At 41.8% G+C, this 17395-nt stretch carries 14 protein-coding genes; 11 read left to right on the top strand and 3 right to left on the bottom strand.

All coding sequences use genetic code 11. From position 1 onward, the window contains the following. Positions 1 to 21 precede the first annotated feature (21 nt). Both ACFO5U_RS08240 and ACFO5U_RS08235 read left to right on the top strand, forming a co-directional pair. Positions 22 to 495: an ATP-grasp domain-containing protein gene (locus ACFO5U_RS08240; RefSeq protein ID WP_377278315.1), complete on the top strand. Its 474-nt coding sequence runs from the start codon at positions 22 to 24 to the stop codon at positions 493 to 495. A gap of 425 nt (positions 496 to 920) precedes the next feature. Next, entirely contained in the window at positions 921 to 2174 is a 1254-nt protein-coding gene (locus ACFO5U_RS08235; RefSeq protein ID WP_377278313.1) for an ATP-binding protein, read from the top strand. A gap of 522 nt (positions 2175 to 2696) precedes the next feature. Here ACFO5U_RS08235 and ACFO5U_RS08230 read toward each other — a convergent pair. Further along, a complete protein-coding gene (locus ACFO5U_RS08230; protein WP_377278311.1) occupies positions 2697 to 3179 on the bottom strand; it encodes an antibiotic biosynthesis monooxygenase family protein in 483 nt (160 codons plus the stop codon). A 205-nt stretch (positions 3180 to 3384) separates the two neighbouring features. On the opposite strand from ACFO5U_RS08230, the gene ACFO5U_RS08225 reads away from it, so the two are divergent. From ACFO5U_RS08225 to ACFO5U_RS08185, 9 genes are all read left to right on the top strand, one after another. Continuing rightward, positions 3385 to 4497 carry a GNAT family N-acetyltransferase gene (locus ACFO5U_RS08225; protein ID WP_377278309.1) on the top strand — a complete coding sequence of 371 codons (1113 nt, stop codon included), beginning with the start codon at positions 3385 to 3387 and terminating at the stop codon, positions 4495 to 4497. A 149-nt stretch (positions 4498 to 4646) separates the two neighbouring features. Then, complete coding sequence (locus ACFO5U_RS08220) at positions 4647 to 5654, top strand: peptidoglycan bridge formation glycyltransferase FemA/FemB family protein (RefSeq protein ID WP_377278307.1); 1008 nt, start codon at positions 4647 to 4649, stop codon at positions 5652 to 5654. Between the two features lie 799 nt (positions 5655 to 6453). Continuing rightward, positions 6454 to 7968, top strand: coding sequence for a murein biosynthesis integral membrane protein MurJ (murJ, locus tag ACFO5U_RS08215; RefSeq protein ID WP_377278305.1), 1515 nt, complete (start codon positions 6454 to 6456; stop codon positions 7966 to 7968). A gap of 19 nt (positions 7969 to 7987) precedes the next feature. Continuing rightward, a complete protein-coding gene (locus ACFO5U_RS08210) occupies positions 7988 to 9271 on the top strand; it encodes a phospholipid carrier-dependent glycosyltransferase (protein ID WP_377278303.1) in 1284 nt (427 codons plus the stop codon). Further along, a complete protein-coding gene (locus ACFO5U_RS08205) occupies positions 9268 to 10449 on the top strand; it encodes a UDP binding domain-containing protein (RefSeq protein ID WP_377278301.1) in 1182 nt (393 codons plus the stop codon). Before ACFO5U_RS08210 ends, ACFO5U_RS08205 begins: the two co-directional genes overlap by 4 nt. 14 nt (positions 10450 to 10463) lie before the next feature. Beyond that, positions 10464 to 11084 (top strand): sugar transferase, encoded by a 621-nt coding sequence (locus ACFO5U_RS08200; protein ID WP_377278300.1) that lies wholly within the window; start codon positions 10464 to 10466, stop codon positions 11082 to 11084. A 14-nt stretch (positions 11085 to 11098) separates the two neighbouring features. Further along, the gene (locus ACFO5U_RS08195) at positions 11099 to 12277 is read left to right on the top strand and encodes a glycosyltransferase family 4 protein (RefSeq protein WP_377278299.1); all 1179 of its coding nucleotides are present in this window, start codon (positions 11099 to 11101) and stop codon (positions 12275 to 12277) included. 88 nt (positions 12278 to 12365) lie between these two features. Continuing rightward, complete coding sequence (locus tag ACFO5U_RS08190; protein WP_377278297.1) at positions 12366 to 13514, top strand: hypothetical protein; 1149 nt, start codon at positions 12366 to 12368, stop codon at positions 13512 to 13514. Continuing rightward, positions 13423 to 14598, top strand: coding sequence for a glycosyltransferase family 4 protein (locus tag ACFO5U_RS08185; protein ID WP_377278295.1), 1176 nt, complete (start codon positions 13423 to 13425; stop codon positions 14596 to 14598). Before ACFO5U_RS08190 ends, ACFO5U_RS08185 begins: the two co-directional genes overlap by 92 nt. 1095 nt (positions 14599 to 15693) lie before the next feature. Here ACFO5U_RS08185 and ACFO5U_RS08180 read toward each other — a convergent pair. Together ACFO5U_RS08180 and ACFO5U_RS08175 are read right to left on the bottom strand one after the other, a co-directional pair. Next, entirely contained in the window at positions 15694 to 16140 is a 447-nt protein-coding gene (locus ACFO5U_RS08180) for a GDYXXLXY domain-containing protein (protein WP_377278293.1), read from the bottom strand. Beyond that, positions 16137 to 17309, bottom strand: coding sequence for a DUF2157 domain-containing protein (locus ACFO5U_RS08175; RefSeq protein WP_377278292.1), 1173 nt, complete (start codon positions 17307 to 17309; stop codon positions 16137 to 16139). Before ACFO5U_RS08175 ends, ACFO5U_RS08180 begins: the two co-directional genes overlap by 4 nt. Positions 17310 to 17395 lie beyond the last annotated feature (86 nt).

The raw sequence follows: 17395 nt of genomic DNA, 5'->3' as shown, positions 1-17395 counted from the left end.
TTTTATAAAGGAGGGAGCTCTATGGAAAAGAAGAAGATTTTGATATTAGGAGGCACATTTCATATGATTGAAGTTGTGGAAGCCGCTAAACGCATCGGTCTGTATACGATCGTTACAGATAACATGAGTGGTTCGCCGGCAAAAAAAGTGGCGGACCAGTTCTATAACGTCAGTACAGGGGATATTCAAAAGCTTGCTGAAATCGGACGCTTTGAACACATAGACGGAGTATTCACTGCATTTGACGACCACAATACTTGGCATGCGATTGCACTTTGCAAAACGATGAACTTACCGTTTTATGCTACTCCAGCGCAGTTCGACACAACTTGCCATAAAGATCGCTTCAAAGAGTATTGCCATACATTCGGCGTTACGGTCATTGAAGAGTGTGAAGGCCGCTCACGAAGCCAGAAGCCGCTGGTAGATATTGAGTTTCCATTCGTAACCAAACCAATCGACAGCTTCACCAGTAAAGTTATACCAGTTTACTAGACGAAGGACCATCTTCAAAAGTAGTGATAAATGGTGACACATCACGGAATTTGGAAGAAGATTATGCTCGAGCACTTTGTTGTTAGTGACATTCAGACTCAAATTTTTTTATCTTCCGAACAGACCATAACATCTCGACAATTGTCGTGTACAACTGTATTACAAAAGAGCGGTGTGTCTCTACGGTGATTGATTTTTTATTTGGGTATTAGGCACTGCTGAGCCTGAGGAAGGTCCATTTTTTAAGAAGGCATTATATAAAACGGAAAAGATATGTATAATAGAAAAAAATTTGGGATTTCAAATTGACAAAACCTTAATTTGGTTGGTAAGTTTGTTCTGTTCACTATGAAAAAAGTTTCATAACTTGAAGCCTGAAAATAACTAGTTAATGGTATCTATAAAGACTAAGGGGGGTGTTTCCAGTGGTAAAACAGAAGAAGTTGCTCATTCTCGGGGGCATTACGCATATGATCGATGTGGTCGAAACTGCTAAAAACATGGGTCTTTATACCATTGTGACCGATAGTAACAAAGAGTCGCCGGCAAAGAAATTCGCCGACAAATCTTATAGTATCAGTACTGCAGATATCGATGCCTTGGAATTTTTGGCACAGCAAGAGGAGATCAGTGGTGTGCTAACTGCTTTCGATGATATCAACACGTGGAACGCCCAGTTACTGACCGAACGTCTTGGCTTACCGTTCTATGCCACAAAAGAGCACCTAGATATAAGTTCCAATAAAGACCGTTTTAAGGAATTCTGCCGACGTTTCAATGTGCCAGTTATAGAGCAATATGAAAAAGATGATGGTATGCCTGTGCGCTATCCAGTCATTGTCAAGCCTGTCGACAGTTCTGCCAGCAAAGGTATCACAGTTTGTCAGAATGAAGCAGAGCTATACGATGCGATTGATAAAGCCAGACGCTTTTCCCATAAAAGTCGTGTGATTGTTGAACGTTTTATTGACACGAACCATGGCGTTGAAATGTATTATACGCTCCAAAATGGTGATGTTATCTTATCGGCTGTTACAGATCGTTTTGTCCACAATCAAGGGCAACAAAGCCCTCCCCTGCCAGTGGCGACCATTTATCCTTCTAGTCACCTTTCCGAATTCGTCGCAAAGTATGATGCCAACATAAGAGAAATGCTTAGTGGCATCGGATTCCGGAATGGTCTTGTAATCATCCAGTCTTTATACGAAGATGGAAATTTTTATATTTACGAGATGGGTTATCGACTAAGTGGGGAGCAGCATTACCAAATTATTCAGCGTCAGACAGACGTTAATTTACTAGAGATGATGATTGATTTTGCGGTTGGAGAAGATATCTCCCGTTACGATTTAAGTGATTTTGACGATGGTTTTGTGCGTTATCCATCCTGCAATTTGTCGGTGCTTCTTGGACCAGGAAAAATTCGTGACATCAATGGCTTAAGTGAAATTCTAGATTTGCCGTCAGTGATTTCTTGGGTGCCGATACGTGAAATTGGCGATGAAATTACAGTGACTGGATCTTATTCCCAAATGCTAGGTCGATTCAATATCGTGTGCCAGACGATGGAGGAGTTAAACGGAACAATCCGCGAGATCAATCGGACACTTGAAGTTATCTCGCAAAATGGTGAGGATATGTTACTAGCACGCTATTTGGCGGAAGAGAAAATAACCTAAGTCGCAGCAGTTGCTGCGATTTTTTATTTTCAACAATAGAATGGTATGTCCTTAAGAATGTATATCAAATTGGGAGACCATCGCAAATGAAAATGGGATTGCGCCACATGATGAATCTCAGCTTTCCAATCATTAGTCATCCATGCCTTCCCGCACTGGTAAGACTTTAACTTTTGAAATGAATCGCATACTTAAGTATAGATAAATACTCTTAAACCCATTCAAAGAAATTATTTACTACCTCATTCGAAGCCTTTCAACTGCTATCAAGTCTAAATAAACATTTTCAATCAGCCTAAAAGCAAGATTTTGAAAGTACAATGTCTTATTAAGAAGACTTTAAAATATTTAAAATATCTATCGCGCAAGCATCAGCTGAAATGACGAGAATAGAATTTTAGAGGACCTATTAAAATTCTGGTAAAAGAAACGATTCAATATTGATAAATTATCAATTAAAATACTCATCGGAATTTCATTTTTTCCAAATAATAAAGAGGCTTCCATTTGGAAGCCTCTTTATTATTTGGAATATGTGGTGACGTATGAAGGACGTGGAAAGATATTCGGGCGTTTGTCGATGCCTTCCGATGTGCCGCGCTTCTTGTGAGCGTGCGAGTATGCTTGGGAAGACTGCCAATTGATAAAGGAAGCTTCATCTTCCCATAAAGTAAGAATAACATAGGTATCAGAAACAATCGGACGCAAAATGCGGATGGCTACAAATCCCGGTTCTTTCTCGACGAGCCCGGCGCGGTTCTGGAAACGTGATTCGAACAGTTCTCGGCCGTCTTCTGTAACTGGGATATTATTGAAAACTGCGAAGGATCCGGCTTCAAGCAAACCTTTTTGATCAAGAATTTCGTATTCTTCAATCTGATCACCACTAGTAGCTTCGTGTTCGTTGATTGCTGCTGCTGCGTCGTCATTTGTTAAAACGAACCAACCATTGCCTTTCAAGGCATCAGTTTCATGGTCTTTGCCGAGCCATTTATAAAGCTTCATCGGTACGCACCTCTTTTTTTATAATTCTACAGTTCTCATATTAAGTAAAGTAGTTCATTTTCGCAAAGAATTTTGTTTTCTAATATGTACAATTCTCCCTAAATATCAATCTGAAAAATTTTCCGAACTTGTTTAACCTGACCTTAACCCGAACTTCCTAGAATGTATTCTAAGAAATGTTTTCATTTAGAAAGGGGTGTTTATAATGGTAGGAACTCCACCAGTTAGTTGGCGTGACTATTCGGAACTTACAACAAGAAAGAAGGAAAAAAAGATGAGGGATCTGTATTTCGATGAGCGATATGGAAAGTTGTACGAAGAAATTGAGAAAGGCGTCTGCCAATTGTTTGAATTTAATCATCCCTTTGGGCGGGTTCGTCATATGTTCATCAAGCGCATGATTCCGATTCTGATTGGGCCCAATCGTTATTACGATATTATTACTCCTTACGGATACGGTGGACCAATGATGACGGATTGTACTACAGAAAACCGACAAGAACTGGGAGAAGCGTTTGAAAAGGCATTTGCAGCATATTGTGATTCCGAAAATATAGTAAGTGAGTTCATCCGATTCCATCCTGTCCACTGCAATGCCGAAGATTTTAAGGCAATCTATGAGGTGAACTATTTGCGTGACACTGTCGGCACTTCGATTAGGGTACATGATGATCCTATACAAGCAGAGTTTAGCTCTTCTGCCCGAAAAAATATTCGGAAAGCGTTGCGTGACGGAATCGAATACCGTGTGACACTTGCTCCAAGCGACTTACGAGCATTTCAGCAAATTTATTTTGCTACGATGGAAAGAAATCGTGCAGAATCGTTCTATTACTTCAATGAGCAGTATTTTAATCAACTGCTAGAATCATTCGGTGAGCGATTATTACTTGTCGAAGCGTTGTACAAGGGTGAAGTGATCGGCATGGAGTTGCAATTTGTCGATAATGATATAATCCATACACATTTATCTGGCACTTATGAAGCATTTCATCATCTTTCCCCAGTTTATATCATGCAATATGCTACGGTGCTGTGGGCTAAAGAACGTGGCATCAGCCTCATTCATGGAGGCGGTGGGCGTACAAATAGCCCGGACGATAACTTGCTTCGTTTCAAAAGGCAATTTGCACGCTGTACGAGCTTTTCGTTCTACACGGGTCAAAAAGTGTGGAATGAAGATATGTATAATCAACTTTGCAAAATAGCAAATACAGAGATAACTGATGAGTTCTTTCCCGCATACCGAAAGTTGCAGGAAAATGATACGAACAAAGTTTCGAAGTTCAATAGTGATGAGTCGGAGATGGAAATATAATCAACAAAACTGAAAATTGGTATAGCAAAAAAAATATGCGGAATCAACGTGTCAGATGGAGCAACCATTTATCTCACTACTTACAGTCGCAAAGCTTAGTATTAAGCCTTCTGCGTCTAAGTGGCATCTTTAGAAAGGATGTGGACCCTTTGAAGGATTTGTTTTTTTTAAAATCATACGGCAAATTATATGAAAAGGTGGAGCAAGGTAGATGCAAGGAATTCGTTTTCGAGAGTTCTTATGGAGAAGTAAGGCATATATTTATTAAACGCGAAGTTCCGATGTCTATCAACGGCGAGACTTGGTACGATGCTATCACTCCTTATGGATATGGGGGCCCAAGGATTACGCGTTGTGCTAAAGGCTGCCATTCCAAGTTAGTTTCGGCTTTTGAGGAAGCATTCCTTAAGTATTGTACTGACGAGCGAATTGTCAGCGAATTTGTACGCTTTCATCCGATATTCGAAAACGCTAATGATTTTTCTAAATGTTATGATGTCAGTTTTCAACGTGAAACTGTTGGAACGACAATAGATGGCCACGAGGATCCGGTGACTTCCGAGTTTTCAAAATCCGCTAAAAAAACTTTGAGACGCTCGTTGAATGCTGGTGTTACATACCGCATTACAAAGTCTCCCACTGATTTAAGTGATTTCAAAAGAATTTATTACGAAACGATGAATCGTGTGCAAGCTGATTGCTATTATTTCTTTGACGATATTTATTTTGATAACTGTCTGCAGAATCTAGCCGAGAGAATTGTTTTAGCAGAAGCCATTTATGATGGACAGGTAATAGCAGCAGAGTTGCATTTTCTCTTTGAAGACATCATGCATACACATCTTTCGGGAACAATCAGTGAGTTCCACCAGCTGTCGCCGATCTATGTTTTACAATATGGGATAGTTCGCTGGTGCAAAGAGAACGGCATAAAGTTGATTCACGCTGGAGGCGGAAGGACAAATGATGCTGACGACTCTCTTTACAAGTTCAAGAAAAAGTTTGGTCAGCATACGGGCTTCAGTTTTTACACAGGCCGGAAAATCTGGAATGCAGAGATTTACGATAAGTTGTGCAAAAAGGCCGGAGCCAATCAGGACAAATCATTCTTCCCGCTTTACCGTGCGAATGCCAACAAGCAACTCAGTAATGTCTGACAATTGAAGAAGTACAGCAAGCGCCTGCCAAGTTCCGGTGGGCGTTTTTATATTGAGTTGATATTGCTAATTGGACCTTTGGGTATGATTAATCAGTCAATTAATGTGCAGTTGATCATTTCACAGACACCTCAGCTCTTGCTGAAGGGGGTGTAAATGAGTTAATCGATTTCTACTTTTACGATGTTATTTAGGTGGATAAAAAAGTCGATGACTTAATTGGATATTTAGTAGTCACGTTAAAGAATAATTGTCATCTTGAGAATTATTCTGATTTTTATTCGTGCTTTATATATTAGTTTCGAAGTAAATACATTTTAGAAGAAGGAGAATCTCGAATGATTCTCATCGTGAGTTTATAAGTGACCCTTAATAGAAAGAAAGAATTAAAGATTTTTCACTCTTTGATTATGTTTCATGAAGTTGTTCAAAATATTCATCCAAGATCAGTTTCTGGAGGAATGTCATTTATTTACTAAAACCATAGATAGAGTGGTTATGAATTTCGCCATTATCTCCCCTCTTCCCCTTTAAGCAGTGTGATCAGCTGAATATCCCTTACCTTTTTCGTTATGAAGTTAGTGAAATACTAAAAGTTTTTTCTAAGCACATATTCAATTTAACCCTCTTTTAACCTCTGTTCCCTATGATTACTAGCAACAGGATTATATTTGCGAAAAAAGTTGAAGAATGAAGAAGGAGGCCGCCTTATAACGACTGCAGAACCAAATTAGCTATGGATAATAGAACTCTGGGAGCGGTTCCTGCTTCAAGAATTAATTTAAAAGAGGTTGATAATATGGAAAAAACAGTAATATCTATTATGTTCATTGTTATTATTACGAAAGTTATGGGGTTTTCTCGTGATATATTCCTGGCCTACTTTTATGGTGCAGATGGTCTCACAGATGCTTATTTAATTTCCACTAGTATATCTACTGTCATTTTTGCCTTCGTCGGTATGGGTATTGCAGCCAGCTATATTCCAGTCTATACAAAAATATTTAATGAGCGCGGAAGAGAACCAGCAGAAAAATTCACTGTAAATGTCACCAATGCAGTCATGTTATTAACAACAGTTCTGATACTTATAATCATGTGCTTCACTACTCCGATTGTTAAATTGTTTGCATTTGGCTTTGAAGGAGAAACTTTGCGTATAGCAGTTATTTTTACACGTATCATTTCAGTGACATTATATTTCACTGCACTAATTTATATTTTCACAAGCTATTTAGAAGTTAAGAATCGCTTTCTTACTACAGAATTAAGTGGTTTGCCTCTAAATATAATATTGATTACTACTATTGCGATTAGCTCATGGCTGGGATTGTATGTACTCGCAATAGGAACAGTAATTGCGGTAATTGTTCAATTTTTGAGTATGATACCAGCGATAAAAAGGAGTGGTTATCGACATAGTTTGATATTGAATTTTAAAGATCAGGATTTAAAACAAATGGTGTTTCTAGCAATTCCAGTAATTATTGGTGTCTCTGCTGATCAAATAAACGTTTTAGTTGACAGAACTATTGCATCGCAAATTATAGAAGGTGGAATTTCAGCTTTAACCTATGCACACAGACTAGTTTTTTTTGTCCAAGCGATATTTGTTCTAGTTATAGTAAAGGTCATGTTTCCAAAAATTTCAAAGTTAGCTGCAAGAAAAGAAATAAGTGAACTGAAAAGCGTAGTTGGAAAAGTGATTACGACAGTATCTTTAATTGTCATACCCGCAGCGGTCGGCATGATGATATTTTCTAGACAGATTACTGAATTGCTGTTTGGTAGAGGCGAATTCGAAGAGTACGAAATTGAAATGACTACGGGTTTAATGTTCTTTTATGCTCTTGGGCTGCTGGGGTTCGGTTTACGGGAGGTATTGACGAAAGTGTTTTATTCCTTAGAAGACTCACGAACTCCGATGATTAATGCATTTGGAGCGATGTTTCTAAATGTGAGTTTGAATTTGGTGCTCACGCGTATTATCGGCCTGAATGGCTTGGCGCTTGCGACAAGTATTGCCGCAATCGTCAGTACGATGCTCTTGTATATATCCCTTATCAGGAAAATAGGCTCACTAGACAGTCGGCGGCTAATGTTTGACTTAGCGAAGGGTTTACTCGCAGCACTCATCATGGGAGTCGCCGCAAAGGCGGTATTCACGCTTTCCTTAAGTGCGATGGGTGATCTTCCAGCATTATTCATAGGAGTTTTAACAGGTTTCCTTGTATATACAGGAATGCTGTGGATACTTCAATTAAGTGATATCGCCTATTACAAAGCCAGGTTGATGGGATTGGCCAGACGCTGAAAGAAAGGGGTGAAGGTTTGTGAGTTATGTACTTGGTTTTTTTGTAATACAGATTCTCGCAACATTTTTAATCAAAGATTTTCTTCCGCCCGGTGAAGTATATTCGATGCTACTTGTCTTTACTGGTATCGTCGCTATTTCCCTATACCTATACCGCAATTTGAAAAATGAATGGTTGTTTATCATTTTTATAGGTTTTGCTGTTCGAGTGATTATCCTATTTATAGACCTATATGTACCATCGATTGGAATATTTTCAAGTGGAACAGACACGGAATATTTTCATGAAGTGTCGGTTTTAGTTGCCAATGGACAATATCCGCTTGACCAGACACACACTGTGTATGTTCCCTTCTTATCCGCGCTCTATTATATGGTTGGCGATCAGCGTGCTTACTCGCAATTCCTTAATATTGCTTGCTGGGTTTTCTCGGTAGTATTCCTTTTCAAAACTTTGAATTATTTGCAGATTGAGAAAAACCTGATTTTTATTGCAATGCTCATTTTCACACTAATGCCTAACAGTATTTTCATGTCGAGCATCTTACTCCGAGAAGCGCTGATTATCTTTTTTACGACCGTTTCACTTTTTTACTTTATAAGATGGGTCGGTGAACGGTCATTTCTGCAGTTTGGCTGGGCAGTGGTTTTGTCAATCTTAGCTATGACGTTCCACAGCGGAATGATTGGATTGGTTTTTGTTTACATTGCATCATTTGTATGGCTTGAGCGCAACAAAATGGGAAAGCAGATTTCGACACCACTTATTTATCTTCTATTCATAGCTAGTATCACCTTTATCATTTTTCAGAACTCAGATTTGTTCTTAAGTAAGTTTGTCAATGATGAAGGGGCAGCGGTTGATTATGAGATTTTCGCTGAAGGCGGCTCAGTGTACTTAGCTAGCTTCAGTGGATTATCGGGGGTAGCAGCGTTGCTTGTCGCTCCACTTAAAATGTTCTACTTTCTGTTTTCGCCACTTCCGCTTGATTGGCGTGGAGGTGTTGACATGGTTAGCTTTCTGTTTGATTCAAGTGTATATCTTTTCTTGATTGGCGCTACGTTCTACGGACTCTACCGCAGCCAGATGCCGTTAAGGACAAAAATATTCATTTTGCTAGTGATTGGGGTAACTGTTTTCATTTATTCATACGGAACACAGAGCGCCGGTACAGCAATGCGCCATCGTAATAAAATCATTCCACTACTGTTGTTATCATTCGCTTCAGCGAATAGCAGACAGTTGCTAGATTTCATTAAAATTAAATGGATAGGGAAGAAGGGGGAGAAGGTGGACTCATGATAGAGAATATGAAAATCGCAATTGTAGGAGCTGGTGAGACGAGTGTGCTAGCTGCAAAAACATTCAGCCGTGTCTATCCGGTTATTGTCTTTGATACTGATCACTCTAAAAAATCCATGTTTGATGAAAATGGTATTGCTTTTACTGATCAAGCAGACAAACTGGCTAATGCCGACATCTTCCTTTTAACTGGTTCAAAGAGTCTTATCTACTCATTGGATGTATTGTCCGAGCAATGCAAAATCGTAGGACAATATATGAAAAAAGGTTCTGTAATTATTTTTGAAGCACCTGTCTATCCAGGGACAACTGAACAGGTGTGCATTCCATTGCTTGAGCAGCACTCTGGTTTTGTTGTCGAGAAGGAGTTTTTTGTTGGCTATGTACCCTCAGCATGGCATAGCAGTGGAGAGCAGAGAAAGATGGGCGGGATGTGTAAGGTGATTGCCGGTCAAAGTAATCCGGTCACCAATTACCTCGCTGATTTATTTGCACCAATTCATGATGGAGGGTTATACAAAGCGAAAGCAATCAGTATCGCCGAAGCTGCACAAGTACTAGAAATTGCACAAAAAGAAGTGAATATTGCACTGCTGAATGAAGTTGCGCTGACTTTGAACCAGCAAGGAATTGACATGCAAGACGTATTAGAGACCGCTAGTAAAAAGCGAGGTTTTATCAAATTCGAACCGAACCTTCTCGGTGAGGATACCATTTCAGTGCAGGGAGCCGAGCAATATTGGTGCAGGGCAGAGAAAAAAGGTCGGCAAGTAGCACAGCGAATCATTAAAAATCTGATTCAAAATGAAGTAGTTATCCATCAATCGCGTATTACGGTACTTGGTATCTCGGCAGGGAAAGGAAAAAGTGGTACGCCTGAAGCTGGTGTACTTGAGCTTGTGAAAGAGCTTCAGGAATATGGTATGGAAGTCCAGGTAGCGGATTCTAAACTAGATTTTGAGAAAGTAGAGTGTGCCGGAGGCATAATGCTGACAAAGCAAGAAGAATTGCTTCCTGGCGATTCGGTGATACTTGCGGTTCCACATGAAGAATATCGCAAAGCGGGCTGGAAGTTGATCGAGCGATTGCTTGAAAGGGATGAGGGATATGTATTTGATGTAAAAAGTATACTGGGGCGCAATGAAAAACCGGAAAAGGTGACTTTATGGAGAATATGAGGAGGGTGCAGCCTATGATTATCAGAGATCTCAGTGAAGAAAAAAAGAACCCGAAGCGAACGAACTCGGCAGTCAGGTTTCTAGAGGTTCTGATCGCCAGTGTGTTGCTATTATTGTTATCCCCGTTATTGTTAGCTGTCCCTTTATTGATTCGCCTTGAATCTAAAGGCCCTGCAATGTTTAAACAGCAGCGTGGGGGACTTTACGGACGGCATTTTACTATATATAAATTCCGAACGATGGAGCACGGGCAGGATAAAAATTTCACTAATGCTGCTCTATTGGATGGTGATCCGAGCATTACGAAAGTTGGTAATTTTCTCCGTAAAACTAGCATTGATGAATTGCCTCAACTTATCAATATTATTAAGGGAGATATGACGTTTGTTGGGCCTAGGCCAACAGTTACTGATCAGACTGACAATTACAACGATTATCAGAAGCAGCGGCTGATGGTAAAACCAGGGGTTACCGGACTGGCACAAGTGAGCGGTCGTAATAGCTTGAGTTGGGATGAAAAAATTGATATCGATATCGATTATATCAAACAAAAAAGTGTGTGGCTCGATTTCTATATATTACTTCAAACTGTGATTAAGGTGTTCAGAACAGAAGAAGTTTATGAAAAAAATTGAGCGGAGGATAACATATGACGACAAAATTGATTCATGCCGTAACTGTTTCTGAAAGCTTGAGCTTTATGGATGGCCAACTGCGTTACCTTAAAGGCAGGGGATTCGAGCCTAAAGCAATGAGTTCAAAAGGCTTGGATTTCGAAAAGTTTCGTGCAAGCGAGCAAGTAGAGATGCTTGAATTGCAAATGGACAGAGGAATTTCACCATTACATGATTTACGATCACTTTTCAATTGCATATCGATTATCCACCATGAACGTCCTTTAGTTGTAAACGCAAGCACGCCAAAAGCTGGCCTGATTGTCACGATGGCAGCATGGATTTGTCGCGTACCTGTTAGAGTTTATACAATACGTGGCTTGAGAATGGAGACCACTTCAGGCTTGAAGCGCAGCTTATTGTTGACTATGGAAAAAATGGCTGCTTCATCTGCAACTCATTGTTTAGCAGTGTCAGAAAGTTTACGGGAAAAGGCGATCGATTTCGGTATTGCAAGTGAAGATAAAATCAAAGTCCTTGGGATAGGTAGCGGCGATGGTTTTGAAATTGATAGGTTTGTAGAGAGCCCGGAAATTTTGATCACCCGAGACAAACTGCGAGAATGCTATAAGTTAAGCAAGGAGCACCTCATTCTTGGGTTTGTAGGGAGGCTGACAAAAGACAAAGGGGTTAATGAACTTGTTGAAGTATTCAAAAAATTGAGTGTTGAAAATGAACATTTACGTTTATTGATTGTCGGCGACTATGAGGACGATGACCCGGTGGGGGCTGAAGTGAAATGGGAGATCGAGAACAATCCGAAAATTATCAAAACCGGATTTTTGCCAGACCCAGTTGCTTACTACTACTTGATGGATGTTTTTGTGTTCTTAACTAAACGTGAAGGTTTTGGAAATGTGTCAATCGAAGCTGCTTTATGTGGTCGACCGGTTATCGCATCAGATGTCACAGGTGCAAGAAATACAATTGTGGATGGAAACACAGGATATCTGGTAAATCCTGATGATTCTCAGGATGTAAAAGAAAAATTAAGTCGTTTGATAGAATCTGAAAGTTTACGCTTACGGTTTGGGGAAGCCGGTCGTCAATGGGCAAGGGCAAACTTCAGCAACGAAATGCTATGGAACGAACTGGATATTTTTTATAAAGGCTGTCTCAGTGAAGCTCTAGTAATAGTTAGTGAATCGACCTGAGTGTTCGGGTTATGCGGGGGACTTAAAAGTAAAGGGGAAGTTTCAATTGAAAATATACTATTATATTGCATCTGTAGGAGTGCTAGGGGTGAAAACAAATATAAAAAATTTTGGTTGGTCATATGGACATAATGTTCCGGAGGGCACAAGGGAACAATATGAACGTTGCGTTGTCCGGATGCATGTCAATCTTGAAGAGTTCAATGATGATATTGACCACATAGGGTTGGGGAAATACCATTATTTCAACGGGATGCAAGGGGCGGATAAAATTTACTACACACGCAATTACGCTGGCATTGGATGTATGCGAATTCGGGCAGAAGGCTTTTTATCGGATGAACCTAAAATAACTGTTAACCGAGCTTATTATAAACTTATTATTCATAGAATTATGAATCTTCATTCTATACCTTATATTATGACCGATCTTGCTACTTTGTTGTTATTGAAGAAAGGGTATGCGCCAATTCATTGCTCAGCGTTTAAGAAAAACGAGTCTACTTTAACTGTTTTTGCGCCATCGAATACTGGTAAAACCATGAGCTGTCTGATAGCTTGCACAGATTATGGAGCTGAATTCATAGCAGAAGACTTGGCTATTACAGATGGATTTTCAGCCTATTCGGTTCCATGGACAAATTCCTTTAGGCATTATCCTGGAATAAGAAATAATGAACAGACAAAAACTTCATATATAACTAAAACGAGATTTTCAATATATGATTATTTCAATAAAAAAACTAACAATAAGAAAAAGATTACTGAGTATGTTGGTGACTCCTCACGAACAAATGTCCATAAGGTAACACATATTGCAATCTTAGAAAGAGGAGATAATTTAGTTAGAGAAACCACTGAAGAAGAATCTCTACAAAAAATTATGAACTTAAATCGTTATATTTTTAATTATCTTCGTTCGCCTCTTCTTACCGCTTATGAATTTTTCAATCCTGAATTGAGAATCGATCAGGCCCTGGCTAATGAGCGCGAGATATTAACCGATTTGATTCGGAATAGTGAAAAAGTGTTTTCTGTTAAAAAGAATGATGCAACTCAGTATGCTAAGGAATTGCTCGGACAAATTGGTAGTCCAATCACACATGCCGATGCGGTGAAGGGGTTCTGGAAGGAAGCGGTTGATTATGAGAAAGAAATTGTTGTACGCCATGACTATTCCACAAAGTCTGCAGATAGTGAAGGGCCAATTGAAGACATTGGAAATGGCCGGGTATGAAGTAAAAGCTTTAACGTCTGAAGGGGGATATGCACAGATTTTTGAACAAGCGGAAGGGGTTCGGGTGCTCCATATCAATATGGAGCGTGAAATCGCGTTGAAGCAAGACTTGAAATCGCTGTTCGCCTGCATCCGTCTCATCCGCTCCGAAAAGCCCAACATCGTCAATGCCGGTACACCAAAAGCCGGACTCATCGTCTCGCTCGCCTCTTATTATTGCAGGGTGCCGGTGCGCATTTATAACGTGCTCGGCCTGCGCTTGGAAACGACTACAGGTGTGAAGCGCCAAATCTTGCTGATGGCGGAAAAGATCGCTGCCGCTTCGTCGACCCATATGCTTGCCGTGTCGCCTAGCTTGAAACAGCAAATCGTCGAACTGGGTATTGCGCCGGAAGAGAAAATCCGGATTTTAGGCCACGGCAGCGTCAATGGGTTTGATTTACAAGGTTTTGAAATGGATGGGGTGATGCAGGCGCGAATCGATGAAAAACGTGCTGCGTATGGCTGGACAGATGAACATCTCGTTCTTGGATCAATGGGGAGAATTACAAAAGATAAAGGGATTGACGAAACAGTGCGTGCTTTTCTCGAGCTGAACAGTCGTTACCCGAATCTGCGCCTGCTCATTGTCGGCGATTACGAGTCAGCAGATGCAGTGTCAGAAAGTACACGCAAGAAGATTTCCGAACATCCGCACATCGTACACGAAGACTACCAATTAGACCCGGTGCCGTACTATCATATTATGGATATGTTTTTGTTCCTGACAAAACGTGAGGGTTTTGGAAATGTGTCGGCAGAAGCTGCGCTGACAGGCATTCCGGTCGTAGCGGCGAACGTGACAGGCGCCCGCGATACACTGGTGGACGGGGAGACCGGCTATTTGGTCGATCCAAATAATCATGCAGATGTGCTGGAAAAACTGGAGCTGCTCATCCAAAACACCGAACTTCGTAAACGATTAGGCATAGCGGGGCAAAAGTGGGTGCGCCAATACTTCAGCAACGAAGCTTTGTGGGAAGAAATGGACGGCTATTACCAAAACTGCCTGCTGGAAAAATCCGGCGTGCTCGAAGAAGCATAATGATAAAGATGTACCGGATAGACTGATTGGGCAGCCAATAGGTTTTCCGGTTTTTTTGTGCTTTATATTAATATGAGTAAAAAAGGCGTCTTGGATTTATCATCTAAAATAGCAAAGTCTATTAGACTGCGCTGCAGGGGCACGCTTAGGGCCCGCAGGATGCGGGTCATGCAGCTGATGCGACAGGACGTCGCGTTTTCAGCTGCCCGGGTGTGGGGCGGGTGCCCGTCCAATGTGCCGCAAAATAAGGTCCCTGCTCTACATCTGTAAGCAGATGCCTCGCAAATGAATAAGCTCAGGTCCCCTTCACTTATTCATTTGCTCCGTCTCTAGATTTAGAGTGGTTGAAAGTTTTTTCGTCCTTACAAATTAATGTGTAGACATTGATATTCCGTTGTAGCGAAGTTCGGTGTTGCACCATTTTCCTGATAATTAGATATGTGCAACAGGTTTTCAACATCCATTTTTGAGCAATACTCATTTACTTTTCTGAACCCTCGACTAAGGAAACGATTCCCAAAACAGCGGACAAAAACTTCAAAGAAAGCTCATCGTTAACACGCAAGCATCAAAGAAAACGCAAAGCTGCCTAGCGCAAACGGGTGAGCCGATGCAGCAAGACAGACGTTCTTCCTGGCTTGCTGCAAGAGGCCATCCCTAAGCATGGCAGCGAATCGATTAGTGATACTCAAACAAAAAACACCGCATCTCCGCAAGTTAATTCCAGCTCACTTTTCTCCGATCCAATTCTAAGGAAGCGATTCCTCAACCAGCGGACGCATTCCACAAAGAAAGCCCCACTTTAACTGGCTAGTCTCAAAGAAAAAGAAAAGCCGCCTAGCGCTCACGGGTGAGCCGATGTCGTAAGACAGGCGATCTTCCCTGGCTTATGACAAGAGGCCAACCCAAAGCAAGGCGGCGGATATTTGAGTGACGGCCAGCACACCGACCCATACATCTCTGCAAGCCAATTCTAGCTCTCCTAAGTCCTAAAGATGATCCAAGTAAGCAACGTTCCCATCCACAAACGAAATTATGCAAACACAAAAAAGCTCAGCCAAAGCAGGTGCGTTTTCGCTGAGCTAATGGATGAAACTATTCTTCACGTTCGTCGATGCTCAATGGCCGGATCGAGCCCCACGGAGAAACATCGATCGTGACTTGTAGATCGACAGCTGCCTCAAGTTCAGGGCCGCGGCCTTGTTCGACATAAAAGTTTTCAAGTTGAGGCGCAACTATTCGGCGGTCGTATTTGTTGCCGTTGATGGCACCGAAAAACGGACGCTCCTCAATCCGGTCGATGACGGCATAGCCATCTTCGCCTTCAGTCAAGGTGAAATAGACGGCACCATCCGAAATCCCGGACGGTGCATCAAGATCCGGATATTGCAGCATGACATACTCGCCGTAAAACGGATCGAACGGATCAAATGGTTCGGCACGCAAGACGTATTGTTCCCCGAACCAGGAGGTAGCATAAAAACTCAGGACGAGCAGGCCGACGAATGCGGTCTGCAGGGCGGGCATTAGCCATTTCTTCATGACACAGCACCTTCTTTCTTGCGGTTAAGCCACCAGGCGATGCCTGATAGCACGAACAGCAGGATGGCGCCGATCAGGAAGAACAGCGACATGTCGAGCCGTTCCCATGCATAGATGACGTAGATAACAAATTGGACGACGATGAAATAGACAAAGCCCATAGCGAGCGGTTTTTCTTGCCGCTGAGCGATAATCAAGTAGCCGAGTGCAGTCAATTCAGCCACGATGGCAAGAGCGATGGCCGTTTCATCATAGAGCATGAAGCCTACAAAACCGAGCACAGCGAGCCACATCAATTCGCGGTGGCGCAACCATGCGAATGCGAACACAGCGGCTCCGGCCACTGCCAAGAGGATCGATTCAGTCATGTTCAAGTCCACAAACCGCATATCGCTTTCGCCGCGCATCGCGAGATAGACAACCAGCTGAATCGCTCCTGTAATGAGGTATAGCGGAGCCAATAGCTTCTGCTTGTCTTTTGGGATAAGAAGCATCAGCGGAACAAGCGCAAACAATGTCCAGATCGGCACGAGCGGGCTTTCGATGTCCCATATATTCCAGACGAGAAAACCGGAGCCGAACAACAGCAGCCAACTGAAGATCATCGCCGCGCCATCCTTGCTTAGGAACAACCAAGCGGCGGCGACAACGATGAACAGCAGCCATTCGATCAGCCCGATTCCCGGCGCAGCACCGGTCAGAATGGAAATCCCGCTAATAAACGCTATGAGAGTGAACGCAGCGTGTCGCCAAATGAAGAAATGCGCCAAAGCGGCAATGAACAATGCCCACGGAACGATGCTTGAGGAGGTTCCAAGGTGGAAGGCTTGCCCTGTCACAATCAAACTGGCGCCGAACATCGCATAGCCAATAATGCGGAATATAATCGGTTGGCCAAAATGTTTTTTCTCGGAAAAATGGGCGAGCACGTAGAAGATCCACATAAGCAGGACGACCATGCCGACTTTAGCGATTGGTGGAATAGCTTGCCAGTTGGCAGCGATAAAACTGAAAACGGCAAGTGCAAAGAAAATCAAGCCGATGATGAGCAAAAGCGGCAGTTTTCGCTTTTTCGGCTGACGGGTTTCAAACGCCTGGATGCGTTCTACGGCTTCCTGGTCGATGAGGCCTTCGGAGCGCCACTGGGCGAGTTTGCGATCCCATTCCATATAAGACACCTCCCTAATTATTAACTATATTATAAACCTTTATTGTCAGAAAAGACAGAAAGTGTTTTTGTTTTATAGGTCTATTT

The sequence above is a fragment of the Planococcus dechangensis genome (assembly GCF_042654465.1).
In the GTDB taxonomy this organism is placed as follows: Bacteria; Bacillota; Bacilli; order Bacillales_A; family Planococcaceae; genus Planococcus; species Planococcus dechangensis.
The sequence above is the reverse complement of the archived record's forward strand: the minus strand, read 5'-3'. Positions and strand labels throughout refer to the sequence as shown.

Bases quoted from the DNA above. Each gene is read 5' to 3' on its own strand.
- ACFO5U_RS08240 (WP_377278315.1), top strand. From the start codon at position 22: ATGGAAAAGAAGAAGATTTTGATATTAGGAGGCACATTTCATATGATT.
- ACFO5U_RS08230 (WP_377278311.1), bottom strand. From the start codon at position 3,179: ATGAAGCTTTATAAATGGCTCGGCAAAGACCATGAAACTGATGCCTTG.
- ACFO5U_RS08225 (WP_377278309.1), top strand. From the start codon at position 3,385: ATGGTAGGAACTCCACCAGTTAGTTGGCGTGACTATTCGGAACTTACA.
- murJ (WP_377278305.1), top strand. From the start codon at position 6,454: ATGGAAAAAACAGTAATATCTATTATGTTCATTGTTATTATTACGAAA.
- ACFO5U_RS08205 (WP_377278301.1), top strand. From the start codon at position 9,268: ATGATAGAGAATATGAAAATCGCAATTGTAGGAGCTGGTGAGACGAGT.
- ACFO5U_RS08200 (WP_377278300.1), top strand. From the start codon at position 10,464: ATGATTATCAGAGATCTCAGTGAAGAAAAAAAGAACCCGAAGCGAACG.
- ACFO5U_RS08195 (WP_377278299.1), top strand. From the start codon at position 11,099: ATGACGACAAAATTGATTCATGCCGTAACTGTTTCTGAAAGCTTGAGC.
- ACFO5U_RS08185 (WP_377278295.1), top strand. From the start codon at position 13,423: ATGAGAAAGAAATTGTTGTACGCCATGACTATTCCACAAAGTCTGCAG.
- ACFO5U_RS08180 (WP_377278293.1), bottom strand. From the start codon at position 16,140: ATGAAGAAATGGCTAATGCCCGCCCTGCAGACCGCATTCGTCGGCCTG.
- ACFO5U_RS08175 (WP_377278292.1), bottom strand. From the start codon at position 17,309: ATGGAATGGGATCGCAAACTCGCCCAGTGGCGCTCCGAAGGCCTCATC.